The 13,244-nt window shown below is 62.8% G+C and carries 12 protein-coding genes; 9 read left to right on the top strand and 3 right to left on the bottom strand.

Annotation, left to right across the window (positions count from 1 at the left end; translation table 11 throughout):
- The first annotated feature begins 740 nt into the window (after nucleotides 1–740).
- From A0W34_RS33290 to A0W34_RS31365, 4 genes are all read left to right on the top strand, one after another.
- Nucleotides 741–1,376 (top strand): hypothetical protein, encoded by a 636-nt coding sequence (locus A0W34_RS33290; protein ID WP_198035745.1) that lies wholly within the window; start codon nucleotides 741–743, stop codon nucleotides 1,374–1,376.
- An 80-nt stretch (nucleotides 1,377–1,456) separates the two neighbouring features.
- A complete protein-coding gene (locus A0W34_RS31375; protein WP_081559362.1) occupies nucleotides 1,457–2,389 on the top strand; it encodes a C39 family peptidase in 933 nt (310 codons plus the stop codon).
- A 50-nt stretch (nucleotides 2,390–2,439) separates the two neighbouring features.
- Nucleotides 2,440–2,772: a hypothetical protein gene (locus A0W34_RS31370; protein WP_081559360.1), complete on the top strand. Its 333-nt coding sequence runs from the start codon at nucleotides 2,440–2,442 to the stop codon at nucleotides 2,770–2,772.
- Between the two features lie 142 nt (nucleotides 2,773–2,914).
- Complete coding sequence (locus A0W34_RS31365) at nucleotides 2,915–3,442, top strand: RNA polymerase sigma factor (RefSeq protein WP_064688417.1); 528 nt, start codon at nucleotides 2,915–2,917, stop codon at nucleotides 3,440–3,442.
- A gap of 160 nt (nucleotides 3,443–3,602) precedes the next feature.
- On the opposite strand, the gene A0W34_RS31360 is transcribed toward A0W34_RS31365, so the two are convergent.
- Entirely contained in the window at nucleotides 3,603–4,568 is a 966-nt protein-coding gene (locus A0W34_RS31360) for a GlxA family transcriptional regulator (protein WP_081559358.1), read from the bottom strand.
- Nucleotides 4,569–4,717: 149 nt separating this feature from the next.
- Here A0W34_RS31360 and A0W34_RS31355 point away from each other — a divergent pair, with 149 nt between their 5' ends.
- On the top strand, nucleotides 4,718–5,353 hold the full coding sequence (locus A0W34_RS31355) for an isochorismatase family protein (RefSeq protein WP_198035759.1): 636 nt from the start codon (nucleotides 4,718–4,720) through the stop codon (nucleotides 5,351–5,353).
- Nucleotides 5,354–5,695: 342 nt separating this feature from the next.
- Here A0W34_RS31355 and A0W34_RS31350 read toward each other — a convergent pair whose 3' ends face one another.
- Together A0W34_RS31350 and A0W34_RS31345 are read right to left on the bottom strand one after the other, a co-directional pair.
- On the bottom strand, nucleotides 5,696–6,955 hold the full coding sequence (locus A0W34_RS31350) for a DUF7373 family lipoprotein (RefSeq protein WP_081559356.1): 1,260 nt from the start codon (nucleotides 6,953–6,955) through the stop codon (nucleotides 5,696–5,698).
- A gap of 148 nt (nucleotides 6,956–7,103) precedes the next feature.
- Entirely contained in the window at nucleotides 7,104–7,295 is a 192-nt protein-coding gene (locus tag A0W34_RS31345) for a hypothetical protein (protein WP_143541242.1), read from the bottom strand.
- Between the two features lie 354 nt (nucleotides 7,296–7,649).
- Here A0W34_RS31345 and A0W34_RS31340 point away from each other — a divergent pair, with 354 nt between their 5' ends.
- Genes A0W34_RS31340 through A0W34_RS31325 form a run of 4 tightly spaced genes read left to right on the top strand, consistent with a single transcriptional unit; the run spans nucleotide 7,650 to nucleotide 13,205 of the window.
- Complete coding sequence (locus A0W34_RS31340; protein WP_232330100.1) at nucleotides 7,650–9,524, top strand: dynamin family protein; 1,875 nt, start codon at nucleotides 7,650–7,652, stop codon at nucleotides 9,522–9,524.
- Entirely contained in the window at nucleotides 9,521–10,003 is a 483-nt protein-coding gene (locus A0W34_RS31335) for a hypothetical protein (RefSeq protein ID WP_081559354.1), read from the top strand. Before A0W34_RS31340 ends, A0W34_RS31335 begins: the two co-directional genes overlap by 4 nt.
- A complete protein-coding gene (locus A0W34_RS31330) occupies nucleotides 10,000–11,445 on the top strand; it encodes a GTPase (protein ID WP_081559352.1) in 1,446 nt (481 codons plus the stop codon). The genes A0W34_RS31335 and A0W34_RS31330 overlap by 4 nt, the downstream gene beginning before the upstream one ends.
- Nucleotides 11,442–13,205, top strand: a complete 1,764-nt coding sequence (locus A0W34_RS31325; protein ID WP_081559350.1) for an Hsp70 family protein — start codon at nucleotides 11,442–11,444, stop codon at nucleotides 13,203–13,205. Before A0W34_RS31330 ends, A0W34_RS31325 begins: the two co-directional genes overlap by 4 nt.
- The last annotated feature ends 39 nt before the right edge of the window (nucleotides 13,206–13,244 follow it).

Below are 13,244 nucleotides of genomic sequence, written 5' to 3'. Positions count from 1 at the left end.
GCTCGAAGCACCTGTCCAAGAAATTGATCCGACGGGACAGGTCTCCCCGCGGGGTGCCCGGGGTGAGGTGGATAGCGCAAATCGACATAGCAACGCCCGATCGACCTCGACAAGCAGCGAGGGTCATACGAACGCTTAGGTGGGCGCGGACGCGCATGTTTGCATTCGCACTGCTCTTTCACGGACGGAGCCAGGCGCCAACCTCGTCGAATTCGTTCAGTCACCGCGCTGGGCGACCACCATCGAATCTCGACACCCCTGTGAAGCCGATACCAGCGCCCCGATGCCGACGTTCGTCGACACCGCTTGCACCCCATTTCGAATACGAGAACTTCCTGCACTCCGGCCCCTGCGCCCCGGATTCTGCACACCCAGGCCTCCACCGTGAGGAACCGCATCGCGGCGGTCTTCCGTTCCACGGCAACTCATCGTCCGGGGCGCCGAAACCATCGACGCCCATCGGTTTCCTCAGCTGCACTGCACCGACTCCAGTGCCACGACCGCCGTCAGGTTGGTCACTTGGTCGTGCAAAGCGGCGCGAGTCCAATGACGCTGATCGCGCGAGCACATCCCCCGCCCGGAACCGTGTGCCCGATGTTCAAAGCTGCGCGTTTCAAGGTCAGTCACCCGGCAGGATCAACCAGTTTCATCTCGTCGGGAACATTCTGTGGCTGTGGTGCATCTGATTGTCGACACCAGCGAACGGTCGCTGCGTCACCACAGCGAAAGGGACTTCTGCGATGGCTACTCCGAATGACATCTCCACCAACCCCCAGGTCACCGGCAACCCTGAAGATGCCCAGTTCACCGGCACCGAGACGGCCACCCCATCCTCTGTTCCGACTTCGGATTCCGGCGCCGAAAACGGCTACGATACGGCACGCGACCTCGACGGCGACGGCATCGTCGACACCATCGAGATCGATCTTGACGGTGACGGTGACGTCGATCAGATCACGCACGACCTCGACGGTGATGGTGTGGCGGATGTGGTGGAAACATCCACTGCGGGTGATGGACGTTTCGATGTGATCGATATCGACAGCAACGGCGACGGTTACGCCGACATCACCCAGATCGACGTCGACAACGACGGCCGCATCGACGGGGTCGTCCTCGATACCAACTTCGACGGTCTCGCAGACGAAGCGGACTTCGATTCCGATGGCGACGGCCGAGTAGACACCGTCATCGTGGACACCAACGGTGACGGAATTCTCGACTTCGCGGGCATCGACGTGGACGGCGACGGCTTCGCCGACGAGTTCGTCACTGATCCAGGTCAGACCGGTGAGTGGAATCCGGTCCCCGATTTCACTGATCCCGCCGAGACCCCTGACACGGCGCCACCAGCTCCCGACGCGATAGATCTCTGACTGAAGTCTGATTTCGGTTTCGCTGTTCTGCAGGGCAATTCGTTATTCGCACTTCGGTGCCGACATCTGATGGGATAGACATGGACGAGAATTTCGGCACCGACCTAGCCGACACCGATTACGCTGGCGACCCGACGCCGACGGATGACGGGGCCGATTTCCTCGGGGATAGTGCAGGGATCGACATGCCGGCGATGCCGACAATGTGGGACGACACTCTCGACTCGGTGACGAGTCCGAATGCGATGCCGTCCATGCCCGCTATGACCGTCCCCGACAATGACATCGAACCAGACGCTGCCCCGCCCGCTCCGATCCCGACCAATGACGATGCCTCACTTCCCGACCCGGCCGAGACACCGACACCAGCGACCGACGGAACCCCAGGCCCTGACGACGGAACATACGGAACGCCCACCGCGTGGACAGCGGATTGGTTTTACCAGGAGGTCGACGGCTATTGCGGCCCGTCGTCCGTTGCTCAGATCGTTTCCGAATACACAGGCCTCGACATCAGCGACCCGCAACAGCTCGTCGATCGGGCACTCGAACTCGGACTGTTTCCGAACGGTGATCCGTCGCAAGGAATGACGTCGAAGAGCATGGAAGTCCTCATGGAGGACCAAGGCGTGCCGTGCCATCTCGAAAGCAGTTCGATCAGCGATCTGGAGGAGAAACTGTCCGACGGGTACGGGGTGGTCACGATGGTCGATTCCGGTGAGATCTGGTATCCCGGTGAGGAAACCGTCGAAGACGACACCCCGGATCATGCTCTCGTGGTCGCCGGCATCGACACTGAACGTGGCGTGGTCATCCTCTCCGACCCTGGCCATCCCGACGGCAACCAACTCGAGGTCCCCATCGACAGGTTCGAGGATGCGTGGTCCGACTCCGGGCACGAGATGCTCGTCGCCGATGCTCCGGATGCTGACCTCGCCGATTCCACCGTAGATCCGACCGTCGCTGCGTTGGCTCCGAGGCCGTGGGCGATCATTACCCTGACGCATCGATGACTCACCGCACGCACGCCGCGGCCGAATGATCAGAGAAAGTGAGATCCGCAATGTCCGGTGACGAAGGCAGTCTGTTCGACGAACTCGGCATTCCGCGCGAGTCGTTGCTGCCGGAACCGCCCGAAGACGTGTGGTCCGCGGCTCTCGTGCATGCGCTCGACCCTGACAGCGCCCCTGCCGACGACATACTCGCCCCACCGATGGACGACACCGTGCGCCCCGGAGACGATGTTGACGACATCGGGACGTTCGACGACGACACCGTGAGCAGCGACAGCGGCGATGCTCACCCGGACCTCGAGCACTTCGGAGACGTCGATGTCCCCGACGACAGCGACGACGAGGACATCAACGATGACATCGATCTCGGCGACGGCATGTAAATATCAGCGCCGACCGCGGCGTCAGCCACCCAGGGCCAGTCTCACGCCGACTGAATCCTCGCAAAAAGGACAGGTGATCGGCCATGTCATTCTTCGGCAACCTGTGGCATATATTCTGACCGCTGACCAACCGAGGGGACCGATGGACGACACCGCGCTACTGCAGCTGTGCCGCGAAGGCGACAGCCGCGCCTTCGGCGAATTGGTCGGCAGACATCGCACCCACGCGTGGGCTGTATGCCTGCAGATCACCGGGAATCATCACGACGCGGAGGACGCGTTCCAGGACGCCATCACCGCGGCCTGGCAGAACCTGCACCGCTTCCGAGGGGATGCCAGATTCAGCACCTGGCTGCACCGCATCGCCGCGAACGCCGCCTTGGCAACAATTCGACGGCGTACCCCAGACCCGACTGCACCGGACGATCTCGTCGAACTGCACGATCCCGCCTCGCTGACTGCGGACCGCGTCGTCGACGTCGACGCGGTCCGTACAGCCCTTGCTGAGCTTCCGGAAGATTTCAGGGTCGCGATCGTGCTGCGCGAATTCGCAGAACTCTCCTACGCGGACATCGCCGAACACCAAGGCGTCGGCGTCCAGACAGTGAAAAGCCGCATCAACCGCGCCCGGAAACAACTCGTCACCGCACTCGCCCCATCCACCGGCTGACAATTCTCAAATCCAGGTACTTGTGAGGGCGGTGGATCGTCAGCGGAGGGCGGTTCGACCAGGGACGGCCTGGCCTACCCTTGACGCGCGAAGTGGGAGACGCGGGATGGTCATATTTGTTACCTGAGCGTTCACCTCTCTACCCAACCGACGTCGCATTTTATCCGGAACCCCTGAGAGGGTGGTCTGCGAACTGCTTCCGGTACGACGAAGGTGTGATCGCAAACGCGGATGCGAAGTTCTGCCGAAAGGTGATTACGCTTCCGAACCCACACGCGACAGCAATAGCGTCGATACTCCAATCGGTCGTCTCCAGAAGCACTCGAGCCTCGCTCAGGCGTTGTTGGAGAACCCATCGTGCAGGAGTGGTGCCAGTAACGAGGCGGAATTGCCGAATGAAGCTTCGACGACTCATTCGAGCCTGACCCGCGAGACGGTCAACGGAAAGTGGTTCGCCCAGTCGTCGTAGCGCCCATTCCAGTACATCCGCAACAGCTGTATCGCCCGCAGGCTCCGCGAGTGGTCTCTCGATGTACTGGGCCTGGCCACCCTCTCTATGCGGCGCAACGACCAGGTTTCGCGCCACACGGGTGGCAACTGCGGATCCGAGGTGCTTACGCACCAGATGCAGACAAGCGTCGACCGACGACACCGTCCCCGCGGACGTCATGACATCCCCGTGGTCGACATAAAGCACCGACTCGTCCAAGCGGATGCTGGGATGGCGTTCGGCGAGGGCGGGCATCATGTCCCAGTGCGTAACGGCCGCTCGGCCGTCGAGGATCCCGGCGTCGGCGACGGCAAAAGCGCCGAGACACAGCCCCACGATCGGTGTACCGCGAGCGTGTGACTGGCGAAGCTTGGCTCGCAACGTCTCGCTGATCGGTGAAAGTGGTAGCGGCCAACTGGGAATGATCACGATGTCCGCCCAATCGAGCGTCCGCGGTCCCGCCACATCTGCGATCGAGTATCCCTCTGCGGTCCGCACCGGACCCGAGCGATCGGACCACAACCTGGTTTCCCAATCACGTGCAATTCCGAGTCGGCCTAGCTCACCGAACACCATCAGCGGTGCCGCGAGGTGAAACATCGTGATGCTGTCGAACGCGTACACGGCAATTCGCATCTTGGTCTCCCCCGCTGCTTGGCGCAAAGTCATCGAAAGTATGCACCCGTGCCACTCACCGATTCATAGAGACCACCGAACAATGGAAGATGAGCGTCAGGGACACCGACGCGAAACTGAATCCGGCCGATCTTCCAGGAGTGATGAAATTGCCTACACCTCGCCGTGCCCTTATCGTCGTCGACGTCCAGCAGGAGTACTGCGACGGCCCTCTGGAGATTCAATATCCGCCGCGTGAGGAATCGCTGGCAAACATACTCAACACCGTCAAGGTTGCCGGCGCGAATGACCTTCCCGTCGTCATCGTGCAACATCGAATGCCCGACGGCGCCCCGGTCTTTGTCGAAGGCACCCCCGGATGGTCGCTTCACCCGGCACTCGAGGGCCACATCGATTCGGCAACCAAGCGCGTTCACAAGCAGTACGCGAGTATCTTCGCCGGCACAGATGTCGCCGAATGGCTGCGCACGAAGGACGTCGACACCATCACGATCGTCGGGTACATGACGAACAACTGCGACCTCGGTACCGCCGTGGAAGCAGAGGCGCTCGGGTTCGCCGCCGAAATCATCTCCGATGCCAGCGGCGCTATCCATCTGGCGAACGAAGCGGGTCAGGTATCAGCGCAGTCGCTACACGAGACCCTCATGATTCTTCTGCAATCGAACTTCGCCGCCGTCGCAACAACAAGCGAATGGGTCGAGGCCGTAAATTCCGGAACGAGTTTACCCAAGAGCAATCTTGTCGTCTCAGCCATCCAGGGACGCGAGTCGGCCTCCAACTGACTTACCAATGCCGCACCGGGACAACAGTTTAAGACATTTCGGCTCCCCGCCGATACTGGCGACTTATCTTGGCCCCTCGGATGCCGCGACACTTCAAGGCTGATCAGTCCAATGAACGCGGACGGCGACGCCGGCAGGCAACGCGAAGCTGCGACCGCTTGGTCTGTTCTCAGCACTCCCGCGCCTCCGCGGGAAACGGAAGCCTCCCCCGGGAGGGCTTTGATGACGCTACGTGGAGGCTGAACCCGGCCCACACGAGTCAACCCAGCGGCCTCCGTCACCTCAACAACAATATCCGGTGTACACCCCCAAGGTGTACACCGGATATTGTTGCTGTAGATGCTATTTCGCGGATTCGAGGATCTTGTACTGCGCGGTGGTCATCTGGTGGACCTTCGTCTCGTCGTCGAGAGCACTGATTTCACCGAGGTACCGCCCTTGGTGGACGATGCAGTAGTTGTACGTTCCTTGCGGACTGTCCTTGGTGAAGCAGGCCACGTTCGGGACACCGGGCGGGTTGGCGGATGGAGTGAATCCTTCGGAGTCGACGATGTCTCCTTTGAACAAATCGAACAGCGTCGCTGCGCCGTCAGCGCTTTCAGATCGATAGACATTGCTTCCCGAACGTGCCATCAACGTCGTCTCGGATTTGTCCATGAAGTCCAGCGTCAGTGTCGGATTGGTCGAGAAGTGCGCCGACCCACGAGGCCCGTAGACGGCGTCGGAGCTGGTGGTGCGGTTGCCGTCGTCCTCCGGGATCGTCAGCACCAACACGTTGTCGATGTCCATCGGCAGTTCGGCGAACTTATCGGCTGCGGTCGCGGGGAACTTGTCGATCATCGGGCCCTGTTGTTTGAGGGCTTTCGCGGTGATCTGCGCCGTCCAGTCCTTCTCTGCGATCGGAGCGCTGGCCCAGGTGTAGATGATGTACTGCCCGTGCGGGGTGAACGAGTTCGAGCTGAAGGTACCGTCGGAGCTCTCGCGAGTGGTGGTCAGTGTGTCCGGCAGGATGTCGATGCTCGTAGGTACCCCGCCAGGCAAGTACTCGCTGGGAAGCGCGTCATCGGCGGACATATCTGCCGCTGCCCGTTGCGCCGATTCTGCGTCCGGGAACCGCAATACAGCGTGCACGATGGACTTGTCCGCTTTCTTGTCTTCGTAGGAGCGGGAGGTGGAGAACCCGGTCAACATGCCTTCGCGTTCGGCGATGTCCGGCGACTTACCTGTCAGCAGGACGCTCAGTGCGGTGCCGGATTTGATGACGTACGTCGACATCCCCACTGGTCCCGTCAGCAGCGGGTCGAGTTCGGTGGGGAGGACGACGAATTCGGCCATCCGCTGCCCTTCGACGTAGCGGCCGGAGTTGACGCTGGTCACGGTCCCGAAGTCGGCTTGAGGAGTGGTGCGGTACGTTCCGGGATCCATCTCCCCAGGTGCTGCGCCCTGGGCAGCGACGGTCGCGCTGCTTCCGCTCTCACTTTCGGCGTTCGCCTGGCCTTCGCTGGTGCGCGAGCATCCAGTCACCAACACGATTGCCGCTACCGTTGCTGCCAACGGCGCAAAGGTTTTCGCGCGCATCTTTCCCTCTCTCAGAACTGTCATGTCCCCACTCATTACCGCGTGATCGACCTGAACCGGCCGAACCGACCAGGTAAGGAACCTCGACAATCAGATGGGACGGCGGCGGGTTTTGTTCCCACTGCCCCGAAATTTGTTCATCTGCTTCAGTGATGTCTCTCGTGGAGAGCACTCATCCTTGCTGCTCGTCGACTGGCAGGCCGATATCGGATTCCGCGGATCGTCCGAGGCGGGCGCTGTTGCGTTCGTCGAGCACTCGGTCGATCACAGATGTCGAGATGGGGAAATCCGGGCCTTCTGTGGTGCGGAGATACGCTCGGATGTCAGCCAACATCATCAGCTCTTCATCGAAGCGATCAGTCATCCAGGCAGTATGCAGCAGAAATCTCCCATCGGCACCGTCGCGGACGATGCATCCGAACACAGGCCTTCTCAGCGCCTTCCGAATCGAAGATGGGGATCCGCTGCGCGGCGGGTTGTGATCCGCGTTCGTCAGGTGTGCGATCACCCGCCTGGATGTGGCTGCTGAATTTCGTTCGGGTTTCGGGGGAACTTTCCGCTCGTTGTGCGCATCTGACTTTGTGAATGCACCGCACAAACTGTGCGCTCACCTCGGATAAGGTTTTGTCCGCGAGGCGGACGGCTCGCTTCCCTGGGTGGGCGGTTGGTCGACGACACGTCGTGCACCGGGTGGGACGAGCGATGAAGGGGGCAGAAGGTGGCGGAGTCCGACGAATCTGCGGTTGTCGCAGCGGACGCTGGCAGCGACATGCGCAGCCAGACGGAATCCACCTTGGCCGGTGCGACGAAAATCCTGCGCACGTACGGCTTCACGGCGACAGCCGATGCCGCGGCTGCGAAAACGTCCGGCGGGCACGATCAGCGGACCGTGGTGGTCGTCGGTGAGGTCAATCGAGGTAAGAGCTCACTGGTCAACGCCCTCGTCGGGGTTCGGGGTGTCTCACCTGTCGATGTCGATGTCACCACGTCTGCAACGATCTCACTGGTGCCCGCTGGTGCTGAACATCCGCCAGGTTCGGCGGATCTGGTGTTCCCCGGCGCGGTACGCCGCATCGGATTCGACGAGGTCGCCGACTGGGTCAGCGCCGCGGGCCGCCATGTCGCTGACACACAAGGCGAGGTGCTCCCGACCCGGGCGATCGTGCCCGTTTCCTCCCCTCATCTGCAAGGTTTCGTCGTCGTCGACACCCCCGGATCCGGTGGACTCAACGCAGTCCGTGCGCAACTGTCGGTGCAGTCGGCGCAACAGGCCGGCGTCATCGTGGTCGTCTGCGATGCCACCTCCCCGCTGACCGCACCGGAGATGGAGTTCATTCGAACCTGCACTGCGACCGTGGAAGCGGTGATCGTGGTGGTGACGAAAACGGACAAGAATCTGCGCCGGTGGAAACCGATCGTGGAAGAAAACCGCCGCCTGCTTCGTACTCATCTACGCCGCACCATCCCCGTGCTCGGGGTCTCGGGTGTCCGCGCTCTCGCGGCCGCCGATATTGCAGATCCGATACGCCGAGGCGCCGCTGAGGACGCCTCCGGGATCACCGCTCTCCGCACCCTCATTCAGAGCTCACTAAATTCGGACCACCGCGCCCAGGTCGACGGCCTGAGGACGGCGCTCGAAGGGTTGCGGAAAGTGCACGCGAAGATCACCGCGGACATCGCCGTCACCGAAGAAGGCGCCGGCGCGCTACCGGAACTGGAGGCGCAGCGGGACCGGCTCACCGAACTGAAAGCGCAGTCGACGCAGTGGGAGCAGTACCTCGGCCGAGACCTCGTCTTCGCCCGCCAAGCTGCCTTGACGAGCCTCGAGGAACAACTCGACAGCGTGAAATCGAAGTGGACAGACCGGATCAACTCCTCCGGCATGGAAGTACTGCGCAAGAACCCGCAGGTGTTCACCAGCGAGATCGAAGCGGATCTCCTCGCCGCGATGACCGCGGCGGTGCAGGTGTTCCTCGATCAGCTGCGGGGCATCGTGATGCCGCTCTTCGATTCCGAAACCGTGTGGCAGAGCATCGAAGCCGATGTCATCGCCTCCATGCAATCCGACCCCCTCACGACTGGTCAGGTCGGTAGCAAGAAGCAAGGCCTACTCGACCCGAGTGTGCTGACAATGGGCATGATCGGTACCTCGATGCTCGGCGCCCTGATCGGAGTCGGGGCGATCGCCGGCGTCGTGTGGGTCGGGGTGAACCTCGGTTACAAAGCGATGCGAGCAGGAAAGACGAACCTGCTGACATGGCTACGAGAGACCGTAGCGACCGCGAAAGTCAGTACTTCGCGGATGCTCGAGGGGGCGTTGGCGCTCTCGCGGCCAGAAATTGTGATCCGCTACCGCGAACACCTGCGCGCCAGCATCGACGAGGTGCAGCAACAGATGACCGACGCGAAGGAAGCTGCGCGTCTGGACGGCGCGACGCGTGATGCGACGCTCAAGCGCCTCAACAACAACTTGCGGGTGGTGACGGCGCGGTCCTCGGAAGTGGAGAACCTCATCACCCGACTGTCCACGCCCACATCAGCATCCGCACCGGCCACAGCGGTGTCAGACTCGGAGAAGGCGACGATCTCATGAACTCAACGCTCGCACTCGTCTTGATTGTGCTGGTGGGTGCCGGAGGCGTCGCCGCCGGCTGGATGCTGCGCACCGCCCGAACACCCGCCACCGCCGACCATGACACCAGTGCCGGGTACGGCCCACTTGTTGTCACCGCGCCCGCACCTGCTGCGGTCCCACACGGGATGCCGATAGATGCGGATCGGCGCCTGGTCGCCTCTCTGATCGGTATCCACGACCTCGACGGCGGCATCTCCGCCCGTGAACGGATCCGCGAAGACCTCGCGCAGGTAGACGTCCACATGCTCGACGCCGCCCCTGGTGCCCTCTTCGACTCTGCGCACCACAAGGCAGTCTCCGGCGCGGTCGCGGCCACCCCGGAGCAGGTCGGCACCGTCGCTGCCCTGGTCCGGCCCGGCTGGGTCGGCCCCGCTGGGATCATCCGGTTCGCCGAAGTCGCTGTCTACATCGCGCCGACGGACCCGATGCCCGTATGAGTACGTCGTACCCGCCGAATCCCGCGCAGTTCGACCGGCAACAAGCGGTCCGCACTGCTCTCGACCGCGGCCTGCACTCCCTCGCCGGACTCGGTGGGGATCTCGTCGATCACGCCAACCGCATCGGTGCGATCTTGTGGTCGCCGCCGCGGGTGGTGATCGTCGGCCGCCTCAAGGCAGGTAAATCAACACTGGTCAACGCCCTGATCGGGGCGCCGGTCGCTGAAACCGCAGCACTGGAAGCAACCAACGTCGTCACCGTCTACCAAGCGGGGGCACCCTCACGTGCCGAACTCGTCGACCTCGACGGTGACCGCCGCCCGATCCCACTCGCGGCCGGTACCTCCGTGAGCCTCGATGCCGATGCTGCGGACATCGCCTACGTGCACCGGCACCTGCCCACACATGCACTGGCCAACCTGACCCTCGTCGATACTCCCGGGCTCGCGACACTGACCGTGGAGAACGAAAACCGCACCAGGGCGGCCTTGATCGACGGGTTCGCCCAAACCCGCGCCGCGTCCGTTGACGCAGACGGTGCCGTGTTCCTCTTCGACAGCGCCCCGCGAGCCGACGAGATCGAATTCCTGCGTCAACTCGGTTTCACCCCACTCAACACCCTCGGTGTGCTCTCCCGAGCAGACAGTTTCGGCGAAGGCGCATTGGGGCAACGTAACCCGATCGAACACGCACACAATCACGCTCAGAAGCTCGCGCAGCGACTGGCGCAGTCGGTGGCCACCGTGGTGCCGGTCGCGGGTCTTCTGGCAGAGAGCAGCCACACCGGGCAGGTCACCGAAGCAGACGCCATCGCCCTGCACACCCTCGCATCGATGAACACCTTGGAGTTGATGGACCTCCTCGAATCGGAAAGCCCCAAACAGCTCGGGCCAGTGATGCGCGATCGCCTACTCGATCTCCTCGGCGAATACGGCGTACTCGGCGCCCGCACCGTCGCAGGGCAGGGCGCGCACGCGGTGAACCGATGGCTCACCGAACATTCCGGGATCACGCAAGTGAAGTACCTACTCGAGAGTGCACTACAAGATTTCGCGGCGCTGCACCGCGCCGATCGGATCCTCACCGAACTCGACCTCCTCGCCGTCAATCATCCTGCCCGCGAGCACATCCGCACCATCACCGACTGGGTGCGCAACGATCCGGCGATGCACACTGTGCTGTTGTATCGAGCACTGCGCGGGATGCTGCTCGCGGACCCGCACGCGCCCGTCGTCACCGAACTGACGCGACTACTCTCCGGACGGACCGACGCCGAACGCCTAGGCGTGCACCCCGAGACCAGCCCCGGGCAGCTCGCCCATTATGCCGGGGAACGACTGGTTCACGTTCAGCGGCAAGCGATTTCCACGCGCACCGCCGCAGAGGACGCAGCTTTGGCGGAACTGGTGCGCACGTACACGAGCATGCGGAGGCAGGCATGAACACACCACACCACACCACACCCGCGGCGCCCCCGACGCCAGGGTGGGTCCTGGCAGTCGACTTCGGAACCTCCAATACTGCTGCCGCGCACACCGGAATCCGCTCCGGATCACCAGAAACACTGCCCCTGACGCACCAGGGCAACCTGATGAGCTCAGCCGTATTCGTGGAATCGCCGACCGCAATCGACGTCGGCGACGTCGCCTTGAACAGAGCCGAAACGAACCCAGCAGCGTTCATCCCCTCCCCCAAACGCGTCGTCGGACAAGGCATGGTGCACGTCAACGGCTACGACATTCCCGCCTCGTTGCCCGTCGCGGCAGTGCTGCGGTTCGCCCTCGATCGGGCGACCGGAGTACACCGCGGCCAACCACCGGCCAGACTGGTCTTGACTCACCCGGAGGGATGGTCGCCGCGCGAAATCGAGGTTCTCCGCGAAGCGGCCGCAGCCCTGGGATACCAGAACGACTCGGTGGTAACAGTGTCCGAGCCTCGTGCGGCCGCCCACTTCTACACCCGCACCGAACACCTCGCGCCGGGCGCGAAGATCGCGGTGTTCGACTTCGGCGGTGGAACTTTGGATGTCGCCGTCCTCACCGCCACCAGCGGCGCCAGGTTCGAGGTCATTGCTGCGCGCGGTGACAACAGCCTCGGCGGAAAGAATCTCGATGCGCTCGTGCGCCGTTGGGTCGATATTCAACTTCAGGACGAAAACCCCGAGCTGCTGCACTTTCTGCGGACCGCCGCACCGGCCCACACCCTGCGGACCCTCGACGACTCCATCCGCCGCGCCAAAGAGCTCCTCTCCTCTACCGAGTCCGCGACGATCTCCGTGGTGGACAGCCGGCACGATCGCCGCGAATCCCTCACCCTGACCCGCGGCGAGTTCGAAACGATCATCGCTCCGGAAATCGAGCGCGCCGCGACCTTGACCCATGCCGCTCTGGTGGACGCAGGGTTGAGCGGACCACAAGGGTTGACGGCGCTGTACCTGACCGGCGGCTCGTCCCGGATCCCGTTGGTGCAGAGCCGGATCGCCGCGCTCGGTCCGATCGCTACTCTCGACGATCCGAAAACAGTGGTCGTTCAAGGCGCACTGATCGCCACCACACCATCGTCTGATGCAACGACCGGCCCTTTTCCATCGAGCACTTCCGCAGGTGCAAGTGAGCAATCGCCCACACGAGCGCCGTTGTTCGGGGAATCCGCCCGTACCGGCAGCGTTCCCACTAGCGGCCATTCGCACAGCTCGCAGTCCTCAGCATTCGAGGCTGCAGTGGCCCCTGCGTCGCGCTCCCGCTCGCGGGGTGTCCTCATCGGTGCCGGAATGCTCGTCGTACTCTGCGCTGTCGGGCTAGCGGTATGGCTGTCGGCCTGGTCGAACGACGACACCCCCACGCACAACGCCTCGCCCATCCGGACGGTGAACACCGCGCCGGGCACCGCTGACGACATCACCGCGGTCCAGGACCGGACCACCGAATACCTTGCCGCCGTCAGTGCAGGTGACAAAGCCACAATCGAATCCATGCGTTGCGACGGCTATGTCTCTGCCACAACAGAACCCGATGAAGCCCCGCCCGCCAGCGTGACGATCACGGTCAAGGAATTCATCTCCTCGAACGTCGTCGGCGACAACGCCTCCGTCCGTCTGCGGATCGTCACAGATAAAGATGGCACGACCGACGAAGGTGTGGTCCTGGTCGAATACGTCCGCGAAGAAGGCCAGTGGATGTTCTGTTCCGTCACCGACCAATAGACATCCGCTTCAGGAAACTGACCGACACAGCGCGGTCGA

The sequence above is a fragment of the Rhodococcus sp. BH4 genome, from assembly GCF_002079265.1.
Taxonomy (GTDB): Bacteria; Actinomycetota; Actinomycetes; order Mycobacteriales; family Mycobacteriaceae; genus Rhodococcus_F; species Rhodococcus_F qingshengii.
Note: the sequence above shows the minus strand (reverse complement) of the source record. Positions and strands in the feature narration are given on the sequence as shown.

Coding starts and splice junctions, on each gene's coding strand:
- A0W34_RS33290 (WP_198035745.1), top strand. CDS start 741: ATGGCTACTCCGAATGACATCTCCACCAACCCCCAGGTCACCGGCAAC.
- A0W34_RS31375 (WP_081559362.1), top strand. CDS start 1,457: ATGGACGAGAATTTCGGCACCGACCTAGCCGACACCGATTACGCTGGC.
- A0W34_RS31370 (WP_081559360.1), top strand. CDS start 2,440: ATGTCCGGTGACGAAGGCAGTCTGTTCGACGAACTCGGCATTCCGCGC.
- A0W34_RS31365 (WP_064688417.1), top strand. CDS start 2,915: ATGGACGACACCGCGCTACTGCAGCTGTGCCGCGAAGGCGACAGCCGC.
- A0W34_RS31360 (WP_081559358.1), bottom strand. CDS start 4,568: ATGCGAATTGCCGTGTACGCGTTCGACAGCATCACGATGTTTCACCTC.
- A0W34_RS31350 (WP_081559356.1), bottom strand. CDS start 6,955: ATGACAGTTCTGAGAGAGGGAAAGATGCGCGCGAAAACCTTTGCGCCG.
- A0W34_RS31345 (WP_143541242.1), bottom strand. CDS start 7,295: ATGACTGATCGCTTCGATGAAGAGCTGATGATGTTGGCTGACATCCGA.
- A0W34_RS31335 (WP_081559354.1), top strand. CDS start 9,521: ATGAACTCAACGCTCGCACTCGTCTTGATTGTGCTGGTGGGTGCCGGA.
- A0W34_RS31330 (WP_081559352.1), top strand. CDS start 10,000: ATGAGTACGTCGTACCCGCCGAATCCCGCGCAGTTCGACCGGCAACAA.
- A0W34_RS31325 (WP_081559350.1), top strand. CDS start 11,442: ATGAACACACCACACCACACCACACCCGCGGCGCCCCCGACGCCAGGG.